This window comes from Flammeovirga pacifica, from assembly GCF_000807855.2.
Lineage (GTDB): Bacteria > Bacteroidota > Bacteroidia > Cytophagales > Flammeovirgaceae > Flammeovirga > Flammeovirga pacifica.
Window position 1 is genome coordinate 1,478,620 of sequence record NZ_JRYR02000002.1, and the last position, 21,282, is coordinate 1,499,901.

General features: G+C 34.3%; 9 protein-coding genes. 2 read left to right on the forward strand and 7 right to left on the reverse strand.

Annotated features, from left to right (window positions below):
- Nucleotide 1: 1 nt before the first annotated feature.
- The gene (locus NH26_RS24235) at nucleotides 2–3,148 is read right to left on the reverse strand and encodes a SusC/RagA family TonB-linked outer membrane protein (protein ID WP_052431710.1); all 3,147 of its coding nucleotides are present in this window, start codon (nucleotides 3,146–3,148) and stop codon (nucleotides 2–4) included.
- A 501-nt stretch (nucleotides 3,149–3,649) separates the two neighbouring features.
- On the opposite strand from NH26_RS24235, the gene NH26_RS24240 reads away from it, so the two are divergent.
- Nucleotides 3,650–4,930, forward strand: coding sequence for a glycoside hydrolase family 117 protein (locus NH26_RS24240; protein ID WP_084812372.1), 1,281 nt, complete (start codon nucleotides 3,650–3,652; stop codon nucleotides 4,928–4,930).
- A 58-nt stretch (nucleotides 4,931–4,988) separates the two neighbouring features.
- On the opposite strand, the gene NH26_RS24245 is transcribed toward NH26_RS24240, so the two are convergent.
- The 3 genes from NH26_RS24245 to NH26_RS24255 all read right to left on the reverse strand — a co-directional run bounded on the left by NH26_RS24245 (nucleotide 4,989) and on the right by NH26_RS24255 (nucleotide 11,284).
- Nucleotides 4,989–6,677 (reverse strand): DUF5060 domain-containing protein, encoded by a 1,689-nt coding sequence (locus NH26_RS24245; protein ID WP_084812373.1) that lies wholly within the window; start codon nucleotides 6,675–6,677, stop codon nucleotides 4,989–4,991.
- Nucleotides 6,678–6,852: 175 nt separating this feature from the next.
- Entirely contained in the window at nucleotides 6,853–8,712 is a 1,860-nt protein-coding gene (locus tag NH26_RS24250; protein ID WP_139263293.1) for a hypothetical protein, read from the reverse strand.
- A 70-nt stretch (nucleotides 8,713–8,782) separates the two neighbouring features.
- Nucleotides 8,783–11,284: a glycoside hydrolase family 2 TIM barrel-domain containing protein gene (locus NH26_RS24255; RefSeq protein ID WP_052431711.1), complete on the reverse strand. Its 2,502-nt coding sequence runs from the start codon at nucleotides 11,282–11,284 to the stop codon at nucleotides 8,783–8,785.
- Between the two features lie 219 nt (nucleotides 11,285–11,503).
- On the opposite strand from NH26_RS24255, the gene NH26_RS24260 reads away from it, so the two are divergent.
- Nucleotides 11,504–13,309, forward strand: a complete 1,806-nt coding sequence (locus tag NH26_RS24260) for an arylsulfatase (RefSeq protein WP_242427370.1) — start codon at nucleotides 11,504–11,506, stop codon at nucleotides 13,307–13,309.
- Between the two features lie 56 nt (nucleotides 13,310–13,365).
- Here NH26_RS24260 and NH26_RS24265 read toward each other — a convergent pair whose 3' ends face one another.
- The 3 genes from NH26_RS24265 to NH26_RS24275 all read right to left on the reverse strand — a co-directional run bounded on the left by NH26_RS24265 (nucleotide 13,366) and on the right by NH26_RS24275 (nucleotide 21,023).
- Nucleotides 13,366–17,523 (reverse strand): two-component regulator propeller domain-containing protein, encoded by a 4,158-nt coding sequence (locus tag NH26_RS24265; protein WP_052431712.1) that lies wholly within the window; start codon nucleotides 17,521–17,523, stop codon nucleotides 13,366–13,368.
- Between the two features lie 759 nt (nucleotides 17,524–18,282).
- Nucleotides 18,283–19,917 carry a right-handed parallel beta-helix repeat-containing protein gene (locus NH26_RS24270; RefSeq protein WP_052431713.1) on the reverse strand — a complete coding sequence of 545 codons (1,635 nt, stop codon included), beginning with the start codon at nucleotides 19,915–19,917 and terminating at the stop codon, nucleotides 18,283–18,285.
- A 179-nt stretch (nucleotides 19,918–20,096) separates the two neighbouring features.
- Entirely contained in the window at nucleotides 20,097–21,023 is a 927-nt protein-coding gene (locus NH26_RS24275; protein ID WP_044217302.1) for a glutaminase, read from the reverse strand.
- Between the last annotated feature and the right edge of the window lie 259 nt (nucleotides 21,024–21,282).

Here is a 21,282-nt window from a genome sequence, read left to right on the forward strand (position 1 = left end):
TTTAGAAACCAAACTGTAAACCTAGTCTATACGATGCTGTAACAGGGTATGTACCTCTATCTATACCTCTTGAACTCAATCCATTATTACCTACTTCTGGGTCGTACCCAGTATAATTGGTTATTGTTAATGGGTTGATGGCAGTAGCATAAATTCTAAATTTGCTGATGCCCATTTTTTTGTTCAAACTTTCTGGTAACATGTATCCTAGAGTCACGTTTCTTAGGCGAACAAAAGAACCATCCTCTAAATAGATATCATTACGGCCTCTATAGTTTTCATGTCCGCCACCTCTGTAAGCTGGGACATTTGTAGAAGTATTTTGCTCCGTCCATTGGTACCCTAAATCTTTATGAACACCTTCTTGATAAGCAAATGCTTTATTACCATTGATCACTTCACCACCAAAAGCACCGTAGAATTGTACAGCAAGATCGAACCCTTTGTAAGAGGCGCCTAGGTTAAGTCCTGCTTCAAAATCGGGCATACCTGAACCGGCATACACTCTATCATCATCATCTATTTGTTTATCACCAGAGTCTGGAATACCATCACCGTTGGTATCTATTGTAGGTTGATCTACTAATTTCAAATCACCTAATTTTGCAATTGCTGCCCCGAAATATTCGTTATAAGCATCCACTTCTTCTTGAGTTGATAAAATACCATCCGATTCGATCAAGAAAAATGCTCCCGCTTCATATCCTTCCTTTAAAACAGAAAGTTTATCTTGCGCATTAGATCCAACAGCAACAGCCACACTTCCGTTTAGATAAGCTACTTTATTTGCTCCTGCCATCTTTGTAATTACATTTTCATTTTTAGAAAATGTACCCCCAACGTTCCAACTAAATCCTTTTTTACCTACATGCTTATAATTTGCTGTAAGTTCTACCCCTTTGTTGTTCATATTACCTACATTCAATACAACAGTAGGGTTTATACCACCTCCGGTAGAAGCAGGAATAAGAACAGGGAATAACATATCTTGCTTATCAGTGTTATACACATCTGCAGTAAAAGTTAGCTTATTATTAAAGAAGCCTAAGTCAATTCCTATATTAGATTGTACGGTAGTCTCCCATTGTACATTCACGTTAGCAAAATTAACTTGTGTGGCACCCACTTGCAGGTTTTCGTTTGTTCCGGTACCATAAGCATAATCTTTATTTAAGAATATTGCGGTAGCATTACTGTAATCTAAGAAATTTTGATTCCCAGTTGTTCCGTGGCTACCTCTTATCTTAAACACATTAAATTTGTTTTTTAAGCCATCACCCCAAAAAGCTTCTTCTGAGACATTCCAACCAACAGATAACGATGGGAACACCCCCCATCTATGAGCTTCAGAAAATTTAGATGATCCATCTCTTCTTACACTTGCACTTAACAAGTAACGACCTTTATAATTGTATTGAAACCTACCTAACATACCAATTAAATTATTGGTTTTTGGCTGATTGAAACCTACGTCATTACCTGCTAATGGATCACTAGTGGCACCATTTAAAACGGTAATTTCATTACTAACTAGATCTTTCTTTTGCCCATAGAAAGTTCCATAGTTATAACTTTCTAAAGAGAGAACGCCTAATACCTTAAATTGATGGCCACCAATTTTCTTAGTATAATTTATAGAGTTTTCCCATGACCAGTTATCTCTAGTACTACTTACATTCCTTACACCAGATCTATAATTACGGATGGTTACTTCTTTTCCTTGAGCCGTATATGATTTGATAATTGGTTCAATTACTTCTCTAGTTCCTTCGGTAATACTACCGCCAAATCTTGAAGATAATTTTAAGCCCTTTACAATATCATAATCTAGTTTTAGATTATAATTCATTTGGTTGATCACGCTTTGATCTTGCCTTTTTAATTTTGACATCAAAAAGCTCATATTTTGAATATCATTATCCTCAGTACTTATCAAATCACTTTGGGAAATAATTGTTTCCTGATTGGGATCAATCAATTGTTGATAAGGCTTGTATTTATAGGCATCCGTTAAGAGTGTTTGTGGAGTATAACTTCTCTTTTCTCTTTTTAGAGACAAGTTTGTAGATAGCGTAAACTTTTTCTTCTTGTAAGTATTATTGGCTCTCAAACTCATTCTCTCAAAACCAGAGTTAATGACAGATCCATCTTGAGAAAAATAATTGGCATTTACATTATAACGTAAACCATCTCTACCTCCTGACGCTGTCAGGTTATAATTTTGTATGGCAGCATTATCTTGAAAGATCACGTCAGCCATGTTAGTATTATTGGTAAAAGCAGATGGATTTTCTGATATTGGCAACCATAAATTCTCTGAATGAGCATTAGGATCTGTATTCTCAATTCGAAGCATCTCTGCATATAAATACTCCTCAAAGTTCATCAAATGTACACCATTCGTGATTTTTTGAACCCCATAGTATCCATCAAAATTGATTTTCATCTCTCCTTCAGAACCTTTTTTAGTAGTGATCAAAATGACCCCTGACGCACCTCTTGTACCGTAAATCGCAGCAGATGCTGCATCTTTTAATACATCAATAGACTCAATTTCATAAGGCGACAAACCTGGGTCACCATCAAAAGGCACACCATCTACCACATATAAAGGAGTACTCGATCCTGTGACCGAACTTAAGCCACGAATCATAATGTTTGCAGTTGCTCCAGGTTGTCCCGAAGAAGCTTGAACATTGACACCTGCAATTTGTCCTTGCAAAGCTCCACCAACATCAGAGGTAGATACATTTAGAATTTCTTCACCCGAAACACGGCCTACAGCACCGGTAACTTCTTTCTTTTTCTGTTCTCCGTAACCAATTACTACCACTTCGTCTAATGCTTTCACATCTAACTCCATTTTTAAATTGATTACTTTTTTTCCGTTTAGAGGGATAGTTTGGGTTTCATAACCAATAGAAGAGAACTCCAAAGTAGCTTTGCTGTTAAATACTTGTAGTTTGAAATTACCGCTAAAGTCTGTGATGGTACCTTTACTTGTACCTCCAATAACAACATTAACACCCGGCAAAGGCTGATCATTTTCATCAACAATTGTACCTGATATTAGATTTTGATTTTGTTGTGCGGATACCTTTAATGATAAGGTAATTGCTAGTAGTAACATCCATAGAGATAAATTCATTGGACATAACTTGTTTGTAAAAAGTTTCAACATATTCCGTTAATAATTCATTGTAAATACATTTCAAATCAAATGTAGTTTTACGGATATTATCTGAACGGATAAACACATTATAAATAGTGGGGTAAAAAAAAAAATTAAAAAAGGGGGGGATTTGTTTCTGCCGGACATTCTTCCTCCTCACCAAAAAATAATGGAATAGAAATACCCCACTTTAGTATTTTTCAAGAAAATGAAAATCTCCCGTAGATGTTTCTTTTTTTTATCATATGATTACATTTTTATAGAAAAAACAGACAAAATGGTATAATTTAATCTAGTTGTTTAGTTCATGTCTATGTTCATTTTTTGGATTTTAAGCATTGTTATTCTTAAAATGCATTAGTAGCGTAAGGGATAATTTCCATCTAAAAAATACCCCTTATATTTCCCATTATCCCCCCTTACTACTTCGAAATTTGAATAGTATTTTTGTAGCAAGAACCTTTGAAATGAAATAATATGAATCTAAAAAAACAAACAACTCTTAGTGGTATTCTATGCTTATTTTTATGGACGACATTCTCATGTCAGATGCTAAAAGAACAGCCTGAAAACTCCACTGGTTTCCCTTTTGTACTTCCAAAAGAAAAACCTACTGATAGAATGCTAAGTAGGTCAATGGAAAGAAACTATTCGTATACAGCTCCTAGACCTGAACACAACGAGCTTTATTCTCAGTTTAAATATACTGAACTAAAGGGCTTTGATTATAATAATCATGACGGTACTATTTCAAGAAGAGATCCTTCAAAAGTAATTTTTGAAAACGGAAAGTATTATGTCTGGTACACGAAACGTCATACGCCAACTTCTCCAAAAGGTGCCAAAAATAGTAATGATACTATCCCATCTAGTGACTGGGATCTTTCAGACATTTGGTATGCAACTAGTGCAGATGGTTTCCAATGGGAAGAACAGGGCGTAGCAGTACCTCGTCCTCCAAAACCAAACGTTGGTTGGAGATCAGTAACCACTACAGACATATTAAAGTGGAAAGGAAAGTTCTATTTATATTATCAAGGGTTTATGGAAGCGAGTGGAAAACGTGGTGACGATTGTCCCGTTGCTGTGTCTTATGCTGACTCACCTGATGGACCTTGGACACCAGCAAATAAAATCATCATCCCTAATGGGAAAGAAGGAGAATGGGATCAATATTCTATTCACGACCCTTATCCTTTAGTATATAAAGGCAAAATTTATTTATACTATAAGTCAGATTTTGATGGAGACCCCAATTTGGTAAGGATGCAAGGTTTAGCCATTGCTGATGATCCACTAGGACCTTTTGAAAAACATCCTTTAAACCCTGTTATTACCTCTGGACATGAAACGACAATGTTTCCATTTCAAGACGGTATAGCTGCATTAGTGATTAAAGATGGTAATGAACATTTCACCATTCAATATGCTGAAGATGGGGTGAATTTTGATATCGCTTCCATCACTTCATTAATGCCTACGGCAGCAGGGCCATATATTCCAGATGCCTTTAATAGCAATGGTAATGGTAGAGGAATAACATGGGGTATTTCTCATTTTGTTAATGCAACAACATGGTCTCACAACCATTCTATTCTTACTCGTTTTGATTGTGATTTAAGTTTGGATGTGAATGATCCAGAAATGAAGAAAACAATTGTCTATTGGAAGCCTGAAATATATTATAAACAAGGGCTTTCGAAAAAACAGAAAGAGAGAATAAAAAAAGAAAATCAATCTGTTGTAGAAAGTAAATAAAGCAACAAATAAAAGGGTCCACAATTTATTAGATTGTGGACCCTTTTAAGTTTTAAAATTAGTTTACCTTTTGCTCTTTCAAACCTTTTACAATTAAAATCACATCTGCTTCTCCTTTCCATGGGCGTTCATACCAAAAATCAAAAGGAGCTGTGTTGTAGGGTTCCTCTTCAGAATATTCTCCCGTCAGTGTATTAAACCACAACTGTTTAGCTTCTGAAGCATCAAATTGTTTTATCACTTTAGATACACCAATCCATTGACATTCTTTGGGTGTGTACATCATGACTACCCCATCTTTCTTATTAGTAAGGTTGTACCCACTAGAGTTAAACCATGACAATGGTTCGAAATTTTCAAAGTTGAACTTTTCGAATAAATTAGCCATATGCTTAAAATAATCGAAATGAGGTTTTTCAAATTCTTCTCCTTGTTCGAACGGATTATGAATGACCACATTCCAAGAGGCGCCTTGCCAATAATAAGTGGTATAACCTCCTGCAAAAATACATTCATAATTCCTTCTTAAGCAGGCTTCGGAATTGGTATATGCTCCCGGAAATACTTGAAAGGGTGCTTCTTCATACCCTCCATGTTCGATATTAAAAATGGGTTTATTCTTAAATTCATTTTTCGCGTCTATCATTTTTTGATACAATGCTCTTTCCCAATTCTGCATGGATATAAAGTCTACTTCATCTGGATGACGTTTACAGAAACCATAATCGTGTACAGATATCAAACGATTATAGGCATCCAATGCTTTAGTCCTTTCAATTCTTTCTGAAATATACTCATTGGTAGCCCTGCCATAAAGTAGAGCTTCCTTAGAGACATCCCATACAACGTTTGGAAATGCTTGATACCTTTTGATGACATAATCATAATACAAATTATCAGCCTCAGTATTCATATCTGGCCAATTTACCCCCTTGTTCCAAACGTAAATCATTAGATGACTCACAATTTCATGATCATGCATTTCTAATATCACCTGATCTAAATGTTGAAAGAAATCTACGTTTAAAGAGCTATAATTAGGAGAGGAGTTAGAACCTAAAAATGGATAGATATCTTCTCTCCCTCCATATTCAAATTCTTGATGATTCCCTAGTTTAGGATCCTTTTTCCATTTTACATCATAAGAATATACATTCATGACTACTTGATTGTACTTATAATCATTTAGTACTTTCAATAAGTGTTTCGTTTTACTTAGTTCCTCTTTTCCATAATCAAGAGCAAATAACCAATCACATTCAAACGCTAAATTGAAATAATGTTTACCATCTTCATAAAAGAAATGTTGAGGATATTCTTCTTTCAACACCACGCTTCCATGGCGATCTACTTTGGTATTTTTTTGGACGATAACTTCTCCCTTTCTACCATCAAATGAAAGATGAGGTGCAACTATTTTATACGTACTTTTTCCTACATCACTACTAGAAAAACGAAATATCCACTCTCCGTTTCCATTGTAGAATAAGGGTATCTTTTGAACGATAAGTTGAGGGTTAATCACTTCTGCAATCACCTCCTTATCAAAAGGATCTTTTATCTTTTTATTGGTTTTAAAAATCAGGTCGTTCACTTCCCATTGTTGAGTAATTACCTGTTCTAATGTCTTTTTAGTACTATACTCTTTAATTTGACTATCATTAGATTGAGCATTGGCTTTAGTTATTCCAAAATAGCATATAGTGCTAAAAATCAGAAGTAGTTGTTTAATAGTAATAATGTTCATTTCACCTCAATTTGTATAATCATAATATACGCTATTATTATGTTCCTGAACAAGTAATACTACCTAATCAGGATTCAAAGAATTTGATTTATTTGTATAACGATAAATCAATAAGGTTAATTAGGTATCTTATATTAAGAGAAAAAGGTAGACCGAAATCTACCTTTTATTTTTTCTAATTCACCTTTTTATTAGACGGCTTTTTATCCGATATCACTTGTAAAATCATCGAACTGATATGACCTCCTTCATCTTGGAAAGTAACACTCACTTCGTTCTTTCCATTTTTTATGAGAGAGTGTGGAACAGGAATTTCTAGCACCCCAAAGAATTTCTTCCTATTGTGCTGATCATACCCTCTAACACTATCATTTGGTAATTTAACTTGTTGACCATTCAATAAAACTATCGGTTGTAAACTCTTTCCTTTGTCTCTTCCTATACCCAACCTTAAAGTTACATTACCTTTAGTTCCTGCAGTAACTGATGCAAACTCGAATGAATTCTTCTTATTAGATTTAATCGGCTTTAAATACTCTGACGCATAGTATTTGGTTCTATATTCTTTCTGAGGCGTCTCAATTTTATGGTTGTAATTATACGTTAAAACAATCGTTTCTCCATATTCAATATCCATAGAAGATGGGGCAGATTTCAAGGTCTTTTTCACCATCTTTGGCATCTTGTTTACATACGTCTTAATGCGTTTTACCATAATATTTTTGAAATCCTGATCCCCCTCAATAGCTAAAGGAATGGATTGTGTTTCTTCACTCAGGTTATTTAAGATAACATACAATTGTTTTCCATTGACAAATGCCTGTACTTGAATATCAACATTTTCAGAAGCTATATTTACTCTTTTTCCCTTAACTGTTTTCCAAGTTTCAAAGAAGTATTTCCGAGAGGTTAATTCCCACTCATCTTTATCATTTTTTGTCCAAAGACCTGCCTTAGAATATTTTTTTGTCGGATCTTCTTTACCTGTAGAGAAAGGGGTTGTAGTCACAATATTATCTCCTCTTTCCATAAACTGCATCGATAAATGAATCTGTGATCTTACAGCCTGTGCATTTTCTATAGGATGATAGTTGGACAGTCCACTCTTTGGTTTCCAATTCGGTTGATCATCTACCAAACGACCATATTCTGTAATTGCTATCGGTTTTATTTCACCTAATTTGATAAAACTGTAAGCTTCAATCATGTCTAAAATGGCTTCTGCATTAGATCCTGAACGGCGACCACCTGAATTATTCAATCCTTTTCCATCATACAAATGCACAGAAAAAATATCCATGTCTGATCCTGCTATATCAATAAATTGTTTGAACCTTTGATCCCACACTTCAAAATTATTATGTTCAAACTCTGGCCATGCAGAGGCATAGCCTGCGACCTTCATCTCTTTCAACTCTGGAACAGCATGAATGGCTTTCCCTAGTTCACTTAATGAAGATGATATCTTTTGTATGGCAATATCTGTCTTCTCTCTGTTTCTTTTTCCGGGATATAAATCAGAAGCATGAACGAATGGCTCATTGTAAGGCTCATAAATCCCAGGCATTTCTTCCCATTCTTTTTGAAAAGACGATGCTACATATGCTGCTACTTTTTTAGTGTAAGATGTGATATCTACTTCAGTATAATCTACTTTTCTATCGTAGAATAAATCTGTAGCTCGTCCGGTGACAACTGTATAAGGCTTTACTTCTCTTTCTCCGTTGTATTTGTTCTTTACTTTAGGAATGTTCCCCTTCTTAGTCATGTTCATAGGACCCCAAAAGCGTCTTGAGCCCTGATACTCAGAATTAATATTGTATTGCTTTTTAAAAGATTCGAATTCTGGGTCGTTCTTGTCTCCAAACCAAACATGTGCTTGAAGGTATTTATCTCGATCAAAACGAGTGGTTTTATTCCCTAAAAAACGTTGAGTTGTAGGGTCTACAGTTACCTTATTTTGAGCAAAATTAGACGAGAAAAGTGTAAGAACTAGCAGAGCTGTACTTACACATTTTAGTAAATTTAAATTCATTTCATTAGTTCTTGATATAAAAAAATATTCCCAACCCATGTTTAATACATAAGTTGGGAATAGCTAGGAATTATAATTCTCTTTTAGCAGTTGCAGAAAGTTTAGTCTCTACTTTTATTGTAGCTGATTTTAAACGCTTTCCTTTAGCTGTAATTGTCATTGTTCCTTCAACGCCTTCTTTAGCTCTAGCAATCACCAAAGCCATTCCGTTAAAGAATTTCAATTTTTTACTCTGTGGCACAATGGTCATCGTTGGGTCTCCATTGCCTGTTGCTTCAAAAGTACCTGCACCTTGAACATCAAATGATAATTCTCCATTAAATGTTGCACAAAAATGACCATTCTCGTCAATAGCTCTTGCAGTAACATACACCAAATCTTCTCCATTATCAGCAGAGATAACTTGTCTATCCGCTTCTAATGTAATCGATTTTGCTTTTATCGTGGTGTGGATTACTTCTTCATTAATCACTTTACCATCTATATAAGAGATGGCTTTCAATTCTCCTTTTTGGTAAGGAACATCCCAACGTAAACGATAAGGAGATTCGAAGTTATTTGGTCCTTCGTAAAAACGGAAACTTACAGGAATAGTCGCTTTGTCTACTCCTTTTACCTTTTTACCTAAAGACTGGCCATTTAGAAATAATTCAACTTCTTCGGCATTAGTATAAACAAAAACAGGGATCTCTTTTCCTTCATACCCTTTCCAATTCCAATGAGGTAAAACATGAAGCATCGGTTTATCTGTCCATTCACTCTGGTATAAGTAAAAACGGTCTTTAGGAAAACCACATAAATCAACTGCTCCAAAGTAAGAAGATTTAGAAGGCCAATCAGCACGCCATTGACCATTCGTTACATTATCACGACCACCATAAGGTGTAGGTTCTCCATAATAGTCAAAACCAGTCCACATGAACTCTCCCATGATAGAAGGATTCTCTTTTTCAAATTTGAATTCCATGTCTGGAGGATATGCCCAAACAGGACCAACAATATCGTAACTTGTTACTTGCTTATCTTCGTGTTTTTCGTATTTCTCTAAGAAGGTATCTTGATACACACCTCTTGAACTTGTTACTGATTCTGTCTCTGAACCATAGATAATCCAATCAGGGTGTTCCTCTACCAATTCAGCATATTTAGCAGGTTTATAATTAAAGCCAACTACATCCACCTGATCCGCCAACTTGTGTTTAATTGAACCTCCATAATTATTAAACCCTGCCGTATTTGGTCGAGAAGGATCTTCTTCATGACAAATTGTAGCTAATTTGTTGGCTACTTTCCACCCCTCTTTTGAGCCTTGCTCTAAGATTTCATTACCAATACTCCAAAGTATAATTGATGGGTGATTACGATCTCTACGGATCATGTCTCTTAAATCACGATCGTGCCACTCATCAAAATAATTATTATATCCGTTTTCAATTTTCCCGATTTTCCACTCATCAAAAGCTTCATCGATTACAATAAGACCCATCTCATCACACACTTCTAACAACTCTCTACTTGGTGGGTTGTGGGATGTACGAATTGCATTCACTCCCATATCTTTCATTATCTGCAACTGACGTTCCGTTGCTCTACGGTTTACAGCTGTACCCAAAGGACCAAGATCATGATGTAAACACACCCCTTTAAATTTCGTCAGCTTACCATTCAAGAAAAATCCTTCTTTTGCAGTAAACTTGATGTCTCTCACTCCAAATCTTGAAGTATAGGTGTCCATCAACTTCCCTTTATTATCTTTGATTTCAGTGACTACATGGTACAAATTGGGTTGCTCTTGTGACCATAACTCTGGTGATAATAAATTGAATGATTGCATCGATTTTACAGTCGCTTCCTTTTCTGCCACTGTTTTTGTGTTCAATACTTTTACTACTTTACCTTCTGGTGAAATTACCTTATTCGTAATAGTGACAATCTCGTCTGATTTTAAGTGGTTTTGTACATCAATAGCAATCTCTATTGTAGCTACTCTAGAGGTAACATTATTGGCTTTTACAAAAGAACCCCAATGTCCTACATGGATAGAATTATTGACATTTAGCCACACCTTACGGTAAATTCCAGCTCCAGGATACCATCTCGATGATAAATCTTCTGGACTTACTTTTACTGCAATTACGTTCTCCGTTTTTTCGTTCAAATAAGGGGTTAAATCGTATTCAAAACCAATGTATCCGAAAGGTCTTTTTCCTAAGTAATGTCCATTAATCCATACCTCTGAATTATTCATTACTCCTTCGAATTCTATCGCTACTTGCTTTCCTTTTTGCTCTTCAGTTAAAGTGAAATGTTTTCGGTACCAACCTTCACCATGGAAAGGAAGTCCACCACATCTTGTACTGTATTCTTTTGAGAAAGGTCCTTCGATTGCCCAATCATGAGGTACTCGAACAGTTCTCCAGTTATCATCATTTAAAGTTGCCTTTTCACCTTCATTGACACTGCCTTTAAAAAATTTCCAATTTTTATTGAAATCCGTTTGTCCATTAGACTGTGCCCAAAGCATTGGAACAGCTAACAGCAACATACATAATGTTAGTAATTGCCTTTTCATTTTTTACTTTATTGAGATAGAATAAATCCTTTTTGATTACTCGAAATTACCGCTATTTATCTGTTAAAACTTCTTCAAAACTGTTAGATTAAAATCTACCCCCCGTCAAACCTAATTTTTGCCGCCTATGAATTATAGTTGTTGAGTTTTTATCAGTTTGAAAATTCGGATTTCAGCTAATTAACTTCAATTTTTATATCATATTGACGTGTTGAAACGATGATAAAAAACTACATAAAAGAAATGATGAATTATAGAACTTCAATCCTACTAACATGCTTGATTATTTTCTTCTCCACTTTTACATTTGGACAAGAGAAACAACCGCCCAATGTTATTTTAATCTTAACAGACGATCAGGGAATTGGAGATTTAGGTTGTCATGGTAATCCATGGTTAAAAACCCCAAACATCGATACATTTTATGAGCAATCTGTTCGGTTAACAGACTTCCATGTGAGTCCACTTTGTACACCTACAAGAGCGGCAATAATGACGGGGCAATATCCTATAAGAAACGGTGCTTGGGCCACCTACAAAGGAAGAGATGCCTTATCAAAAGGACAAATAACTATGGCTGACATCTTTAAATCGGCAGGTTATTCCACTGCCCTTTTTGGTAAATGGCATTTAGGTGATAATTTCCCAGTTCGCCCATCAGATAGTGGTTTTGATCATGTAGTTCAACACTTGGCTGGCGGTATTGGGGAGTTATCTGATTATTGGGGCAATAGTTATTTCGATGATGTCTATTATGTCAACAATCAACCTCAACAATTTAAAGGTTATTGTACCGATGTGTGGTTTTCTGAAGCCATGAAGTTCATCAGTCAAAAAGAAAATGATCAACCTTTCTTTATTTACCTTCCTCTTAATGCTCCTCACGACCCTTTAATTGTAGACGAAAAATATGCTGCTCCCTATAAAAAGTACGAAAACACGGAAATTATCGATGCCAACCTTTATGGCATGATTGCAAACATTGATGAGAACTTTGGTAAGTTTAGAAAATTCCTCAAAAAGAAAGGATTAGATAAAAATACCATACTGATTTACATGAGTGATAATGGTACTCGTTTTGGTTATTCAAGAGATGGAAAGTTGGGATATAATTATGACCTAAAGGGTATAAAAGGTGATCAATTAGAAGGGGGACATAGAGTGCCTTTTTTTATACAATGGCTTGATGGAGGTATAAAAGGAGGCAAAGACTTGAGTACACTTTCTGCTCATGTAGATTTAATTCCTACTTTAGCATATTTATGTGGTATTGATCTACCTAAAAATCAATCATTTGATGGTATTGATTTATCAGCTGTGCTTACAAAAAATGAAGAAATAAATGATCGAAGCATCTTTATTCATCACCGTCAAGACTGGCGCCCTCCATTCCAAGATAAAGGAACATGTATACTTAAAAACGAATGGCGTCTTATCGATGGAAATCAATTGTATAATATGGCAAAGGATCCGCAACAAACAAACAATGTGGCGTCCAACAATCAAGCGTTAGTCAATACACTTTTACTAGAAAATGAAGCCTTCTATCATCAATCAACCAACTATTCCACTTTTCGTGAGCTTCCCTCTACTGTAATAGGGAACACTCCTCAAAAAGAAGTAAAATTCACAATACAACACGCAATTGGAGAAGATAAAGGCATCTGGAAATGTGAACAAGTCGCTGAAGGAATGAAGAATAAAAACAATACCCATGCCTTAGATATTCAAACCGATGGCGAATATTTAATATCGTGTAGAAGATGGCCTAAAGAATGTGCAGGGCCAATGCATGGTATACCTTCAGAAAACCCGAAAGGCCTTTTCCATTATAAACAAATTCAACCTGAAAAAGTAAGAGTGAGCATAGGTAATCAAATGCTAGAAAAAGTGGTAGTTCCGGATAAGGAAGCTGTAGAATTTAAAGTGAAATTAGAAAAAGGGAAGACTTTGTTAGTCAATGACTTTATTGAAGGTGATGAGTCTTATGGGGTGTTTTATACTTATATCGAATTTATTGATTAATAGAAAAGAAGAGGTTGTTTCATCAATATCATGAAACAACCTCTTCTTTTCTACAATTACTTTACTTCTTCTGCTTCCTCTTTTCGCTTCTCTTTGGCATATTGGGATGGCAACAATCCAAATTCTTTCTTGAAACAATTTCTGAAGTATTTAAGATCATTAAAACCCACCTCATACGTAATATCACTCACATTAAATCTTCCGATTTTAAGTAATTGAGCGGCTCGTTTTAATCGTATGTTTCGGATAAATCCTTTAGCAGTTTGGCCGGTTAACGCTTTTAGTTTTTGATTTAACCTTAAGGTTGTTACACCATACTCCATCGCCAATTTCTCCACTGTAAATTCTGAATCAGAGATATTGTCCTCTACTATTTTTACTAAACGGTTCAAGAATTTCTCATCTAAAGATGTAAATGTAATTTCACTTGGCTGAATATCTATATCTACTCTAAAGCGATTTTGCTGATTCTTTCTATTTTCTATCAGAGTAAGAATTCTGGCTAACAGCACCTCCGAATTAAATGGTTTTGTAACATAGGCATCCACTCCGTATTCATAGCCTTTCAGTTTACTTTCTTCCGATTTTTTTGCGGTTAGTAAGATAATTGGTAGATGACAAATATGATTATCCTCTCTCACTCTTTGGGTCAATTCGTAACCATCCATTTCAGGCATCATGATGTCGGAAATGATGAGATTTGGCATTATCTTTTTTGCTAGGTCTAATCCTTTTTTACCATTATCTGCTAAAAACACATCATAGGTATCTTTTAATAAATCCTTCATCATCTCTCTGATAGAGAAGTTATCATCTATAACTAATATTTTTGGTTTAGTAGATGTCTCCATGAGTTCATCATCTTCCAAAATTGTAATATCAGCTTCCTTGGCAGATTCTTCAATATGATCATGACTATACATCATATCGTTTAAAGGGAAAAGTAATGTGAAAATTGTACCTTTATTCAATTTACTATCGACCTTAATTTCACCATGGTGTAAATCAACCAAACTCTTTGTAAAAGCTAAACCAATTCCTGTACCTCTTTTCTGAGCATTTTTCAATTTCTCAACTTGATAGAATCGATCAAATAAGTATTTCAATTGCTCTTTTGGAATCCCAATTCCTGTATCTTCTAAAGTGATTTTCACAAAATCATTTTCTCTGGTTACAGACATATTTACCTCACCTTCATTGGTAAATTTAAATGCATTGGATAATAAATTATAGAGTATTTTTTCTACCTTATCAGTATCCAACAAACCAAAAATTTTATCATTACTCACATTATAATTTAGAGTGATGTTGGTTTGTTCAGCAAACTCTTTGAAAGAAAAATACACCTGTTCGGCAAAGGTACTCCAATTTCCTCTGGTAAGATGCAGTGACATTTTACCTTGTTCTACCTTTCTAAAATCTAATAATTGATTCACAAGACGCATCAAATGTTGGATGTTTTTATGAATCAGTTGATATGACTTTTCTCTATCGTATTCCGAAAGACTTTTTCCTTTTTTAATCAATTGTTCTACAGGGGTATTGATCAATGTTAGAGGCGTTCTCAATTCATGAGAAATATTCGTAAAGAATTGTAGTTTCAACTGACTCAAATCTTCTAATTTCTCATGTTCAAATTTCACCATCTCTAATTGAGACTTCTTTCTAGCATTAATCACTGTGTAAATTGAAAAGAAATATACAATGCCAATAAACACAACTACATAAATCAATTTTGCCCACCAAGTTAACCACATTGGTGGTAATATTTCGATGGATAATTCAATAGGTTTTGGATTCCAAATATGATCTCCGTTAGATGCCTTCACCATTAGTTTATAAGTGCCGGCTGATAAGTTGGTATACTTTGCTTCTCTTTGCATCGCATCCGATGTAACCCAATCTTTATCATAACCTTCCAACTTATACAAGTATTTGTTCTTGTTAGGTGATGCATAATGTAAATAGGCAAACTTTACAGCGAAACTATTTTGACTTGAATTTAACTTTATGTGGTTGGTATAGCGTATCGAATTATCAAGTATCTGATTCGATTCAAATTCTTCCTGAGTATTCACTACTTTATTCAAGACTTTTAGTTCTGTAAAAACTAAATCAGCAATCGTTTTATCATCTACAATTTCATGAGGGTAAAAGACATTTAAGCCGTTCACACCACCAAAAAGTAACTCTCCATTTTTTCGCTTACAAGCTGTCAATTCTCCAAATTCATTGTCTTGAAGACCATCACTCATATCAAAGTTTTTCACTCGTCTATTTTCTAAGGAGATTTTACTTAACCCTTTATTACTTGATACCCATAAATTACCAAAATCATCTTCTAAAATAGCTTTAATCACATTACTTGGAAGACCATTTACGCTAGACAGGTGTTCAAATTTCAGCGTATTTAAATCTTCTTGAGGCATAATTATGTTTAAACCACCTCCCATTGTTCCAATCCAAATTTCTCCATTTGATGCTTCGAAAATAGGTAGTATATAATTATAACTTAATGAGTTTTCATCACTTTTAATGGATGAAAACAGTTTACACTGTGGATTATTTTTTTGTTTTTGAGACTTTGATATGAAAATCAAACCTTGGTTAGTTCCTGCCCATACATTGCCTTTCCTATCCACTAGAATACTTCTTACAACTTCAATGGGATCTTTATATACTTCTTGACGTGAGATATTAATTCTGCTCCAATCAATACCACCCTTTTTGTTTACCAACCCACGAATTAATCCACCTGCATATGAACCTAACCAAATAATAGAATCTCCTTCAACTTCTATTGTAAAAACAGAATTAGTAAGGAAAGGGGGAGATATAGCACTTTGTTTAAGTCTCTGTCCCAAAGTCGTTGCCTCCTGAATAGGTGTTCCTAAAACTTTAAGAGGGTAACCAACACCTAATATTAAACTGTTCATGAATTCATTAATATCATACACTGCATTTTGACTTCGCTTATCTACTTCTAGATTGATATTTTTAAAGCCTTTTGTGTAATCTATAGAATTAGAGGGCAAGTAATTTAATCCTCCACCTTCTGTACCAATCCATAATCTAGACAATGTGTCCTCATAAATTGATCTTACTTTATTGTATGATAAACTTCCTTGATTATCTTCTCTTTTAATGTGTTTAAACTTTTTTCGTCTAGGGTTGTATTTTTTTATTCCTCCGCCGATTGTTCCTACCCAAATAATTCCAGTTTGATCTTCATAAATGGTTTGCACAATGTTAGAGTTCAAGTATTCATCTCTATTAAAGTGTTCTATCTCTACTAATTCTTTTTTAAGTGGATCATATTTTAATCGATAAAGACCATGTTTTGACCCTGCCCAAATTATGCCGTGCCTATCCCTAAGAATCACATCACATCTTAAATTTGATAACTTTCTAAGTGAATATTTTTCACTATCTGATTCTTTTTCGAGTTCGAAAATTCCATCAAAAAAAGCGATAATTAGAGAGTTATCACCTCTGGCAATAGATACAATTTCTCTCTTTTTATTGAGGTAAGTATTCCAATCTTTAAAAGAACCATAATCGTCTTGTCCCTTTGGAAATTTATATTCTTGAAGACCCATTCTAGTAGCTATCAATACTCTTCCTTGGCTATCTACTAAAATATCTCGAATTAAATTAGCGTGTAAACTCTCCTCATTATGTTGATTATGTCGGTACTTATTTACTTTAATTTTAGGCTGATTTAAATATTCCTTTTTTACGAGGTTTAATCCTTTTGTATTCCCAAACCAAAGATTACCATTCTTATCTAAAGTCATTCTTGCCACATTATTCTTTGTAAATAATTTTGGCGTTTCTGTTGTGTTTCCAAAAGAAGTAAACTTTTCTGTTTTTAAATTGAACCTACATAAACCGGCATCTGCAGTTCCCAACCATAAATTACCATAATCGTCTTCAATTATTTTATTAATCAAATTAGAGGGAACATCATGTGTATCCATCCGATAATCTTTAAATGTATAGCCATCAAAGCTACTAAAACCATCGTTTGTCCCTACCCATAATAACCCTTGACTATCTTGAAATAAGCAATTGATATCGTTCTGAGATAACCCCTTACGAGTGGTATAATGTTCAAAGATGGCATCACCATCATTCGCAAATCCTTGTTGTGAATGAAATAAAAATGATAGTAGCAGCAAGAATGCTTTTATGTAGTTAAGTAATACTTTCATATTTTGGACAGTTTAAATCTTCTGATAATTGAACTATATCTTCGTTCAAATCATTAAAAAGTTTCTACTCGATGGAAAGAAGAATAGTTTAAAAAATTGGTGAGATTTAAATTCACGACATCTAATAACAATGTATGAAATGATGCTGTGAAATAAAACTCATTAATCTAAATCCATCTAGTTATTACAATTTTTGATAGATAATGGGTACTTGCAAATTGATTTAAATTTCAATTTGTTGTCGTATGCAACTTCGGTAAAATTACTTCTGAAAATTTGTGTTCCATTGGCATTTTCACCCCATTTTACTTCTACATATTTATCACCTATCATCCTATCAATAAGTTTCCTTTTTATTGTATTGCTCTTCGTATACTTCAAAGGTATTTAGAAAAGGGGGACGAATAGAAATTTTTCTCTTAAACTAAGTGATTATTGTATTTACCTCTCTTTAATTAACGCAAAACCCCCACTTTTAAAAAGTAGGGTTTCTGCATTTTTAGTACTTTCTCATAGGTTTATAAGGATAGAAAGCTTTTTCTCCCCTATTATATTTACTTCTAAATGAATCGTTCTCTATGTTCTAAAACAGCTTTAGGTTATTGGGTATTCTACCTTCTTTTCAGGTGATTAGAAAATACGATCTGCAACAGTTCTACAATCCAACTTTATTCATGTAAATAGCTACACTCTTCTTAGATAAAACCACGTATCCTTTCAAGGCTGATTTACCACCTTAATCAGATTCCATCTCAATTATTAGTACACCTCAATAGCTCCAATACTAGGTCTATTGGATACTTTATTTCCTTGAATGTCTTTTTCTATTTTTAAACCATAAACAATTCCAATACTATCACTCTCTATCCTTGGAATAGGAATTCCTTTATTCTTTATCGCTTGAATATTTTTAGGAGTGAAATCAGCAATATGATCACTATTCTTATCTTTAAAATCAACATCTACAATAAAAGAGGCTTTGGGTTGAATCAATACTTCAGAAGGCCAATTACTCTTCTGATAGAAAATATTGTTCTTAAATAGCACATCATCTATTCTTCCATCTCCCCCTTTATCGGGTGTATATTGATCGCCCAATACTAATATAGCCTCCTCTTCAAAATGAAAAATGTTGTTCATTACCAAAATACCGTTGGCTACGTTATCTACAGCAATTTTAGATGTTATCCCTTTTTTCACATAGATCGTATTGTTGTATATGTAGCTATTAAAAGGTCCTTTTCTTTCCTTTTTTCCTTGATAACCAGACAACCAAAAAACTTTACCTTCTTGAAAAGCACCATTCTGTCCTTTATTTCTAAAACCATCATTCACACTTATATTATAGCGATAGCTACAATTGTAGTTATTTCCTAAAATTTCTAGAAACCCTCCGGCGTTGTTTTTACTGAAATTATATTGCAATACAATATTGTTACAATTATAATCTATATGTGCTCCAGCTGAATCTCCAGGTCCATTTGCATTGGTAAACCTATTTTTCTCTATCAGAACCTTATCAGATCCCCAAGTCCAAAGACCACTGCCTCTACCCCATTTTCTACTGTCATTATCACTACCAGAATGATCTACCTTATTATTAAATACATGGCCATCCTTTACCTTTGACATTTGAATACCTGGTCCTCCTGTGTAAGTCACTTTGCATCCTTCAATTTTAAAATCTAGAATACTGTGTTTCCCTCCGCCTGTTAACTTAATACCAGTATGTGCCACATTTTTTACCTCTATATCTTTAATTTCCAATTGATGAAGCGTAGACGTTTTCTCTTCTAATAACACACGAATACCCCATCCATAGGCTTGAGTTCCATTAGCTGTTTTTACTTCTTTTTTACCTCTTGTAAACCCACCTTCATGATAAAAAATATCTTCTATCAAAAGATTCTCTAACTGAACGTTTTGATAATTTCCCGGTTCAGAAGTAGTATATAACACCCCACACCTCATCTTTTCGGCTGCTGTTATTGCACCTCCATTAGCTGTAATATGTATATTTTCTACTTTAACATTTGATACATTTTCAAGAAGAATTCCATTGGCAAACCCTTTAGCGTTGATCATCGCTTTGTCTTTGGAGGTGGTTGTGACGACTAAAGGTTTTGAGAACTTCTCTCCTATGTTTTTTAAGATCAAAGATTCTGAATACTCTTGGTTACTAAATAATTTGATCGTATCTCCTGAATGAAGATTCATTTGCTGTAATTTTGCAAAAGATTTAAAAGCACTCTTTTGGGTTGTTCCGTCAGCGTTATCATTACCATTGATGGAATTGATATAATATGTCACCGACTTCTCTTCTTTTTCATTAGAATTGAATGTGCTTTTGCAAGCAAATGATATCGATAATAATAGGTATAAGTAATATTTCATTGTATTGTATAGTTTGTATACTACAATTCTATGTTACTTACAGGAGAAAAGGTGGTGTAAATTCATCAATTGAGTAGACAAATTCGTTACAATCCATTTCAAGTAATCAATTGGATAAGTATTAAGTTCAATTGCTCCAACTCCCTTACTTTCCTATGAAGCTTATCACCCAATACTTATTAAAAAATAGACAACTCTGTTTCCGTAGTAAATCGCTCTAAGAATTTCATTCCTCTGTATGAGTTACCATTTTTATTTAGATTGGGGCTCCAAACACAAATACAATATTTTTCTGGGTGTACCGCTACAATACCGCCACCCACTCCTGATTTCCCAGGTAAACCCACCTTAAAAGAAAATTCACCTGATTCATCATAAAAACCACATGTTTGCATAATAGCATTGATCCTCTTAGCTTGGCTAAGGTTCAGTACACTGCTTCCTTTTTTGGTTTTAAACCTACCGTCCATCAAAAACTCAAATGCTTTCGTTAATTGATAACAATTCATTTCAATAGAACAGATATGAAAGTAAAAATGTAGCACATCGTTGGGATCGTTATCAATATTCCCAAATGATTTAATAAAATTACAAAGTGCTATATTTCTATATCCTACAGATGCTTCAGATTTTGCGACTTCCTCAGAATAATTGATCTCCTCACATCCACTCACCTCACGAACAAATTGAATAAAATCTTCTAATGGGTTATCTAATTGAGAAAATAACAAATCGCAAATAACAATCGCTCCACCGTTTAAAAAAGGATTCCTTGGTATTCCGTTATCTGTTTCTAATCTTACTAAAGAATTAAAAGCACTACCTGACGGTTCCACTCCTACTCTCGACCAAATACTATCTCCTAAAATCTGATAGGCTAAACTTAATGACAGTACTTTTGAAATACTTTGAATAGAGAACTTCTTTTCCCAATCACCAATTCCAAAATTATCCTCTTGAGTGGACATAAAATACACTCCAAAATGATTAGGATCTACTTTGGCTAAATTAGGAATGTACCCTGCCGGTGCACCCAAATTATCGCCTTCAATAATTTCTTGATAGATCTTTTGGATAATCTCTTTATGGTTGGCAATTCTATGCATTGTTTAATTGGTATATATATGGTTTAAAATAGGATAGTGATTGAACTCCTAAAATAAAGGAAATCCTTAAAAATACACCTATATAACACCCCACTTTCTATAAAGAAGATAGTAATACTTGATGTCATCTAAATTGTAGAACATAGAAGAGGCTACCTGCAATTATTTTAGCATATTTTGAAGTTGCTTATTATTTAAATGTTTTGTTGAGAATTAACTATCAAAAGCAGGTGATATTTATAAAAATCGCAGCGCATTA

Coding starts and splice junctions, on each gene's coding strand:
- NH26_RS24235 (WP_052431710.1), bottom strand. CDS start 3,148: ATGAATTTATCTCTATGGATGTTACTACTAGCAATTACCTTATCATTA.
- NH26_RS24250 (WP_139263293.1), bottom strand. CDS start 8,712: ATGAATTTAAATTTACTAAAATGTGTAAGTACAGCTCTGCTAGTTCTT.
- NH26_RS24265 (WP_052431712.1), bottom strand. CDS start 17,523: ATGAAAGTATTACTTAACTACATAAAAGCATTCTTGCTGCTACTATCA.
- NH26_RS24260 (WP_242427370.1), top strand. CDS start 11,504: ATGATAAAAAACTACATAAAAGAAATGATGAATTATAGAACTTCAATC.
- NH26_RS24275 (WP_044217302.1), bottom strand. CDS start 21,023: ATGCATAGAATTGCCAACCATAAAGAGATTATCCAAAAGATCTATCAA.
- NH26_RS24240 (WP_084812372.1), top strand. CDS start 3,650: ATGAATCTAAAAAAACAAACAACTCTTAGTGGTATTCTATGCTTATTT.
- NH26_RS24255 (WP_052431711.1), bottom strand. CDS start 11,284: ATGAAAAGGCAATTACTAACATTATGTATGTTGCTGTTAGCTGTTCCA.
- NH26_RS24245 (WP_084812373.1), bottom strand. CDS start 6,677: ATGAACATTATTACTATTAAACAACTACTTCTGATTTTTAGCACTATA.
- NH26_RS24270 (WP_052431713.1), bottom strand. CDS start 19,917: ATGAAATATTACTTATACCTATTATTATCGATATCATTTGCTTGCAAA.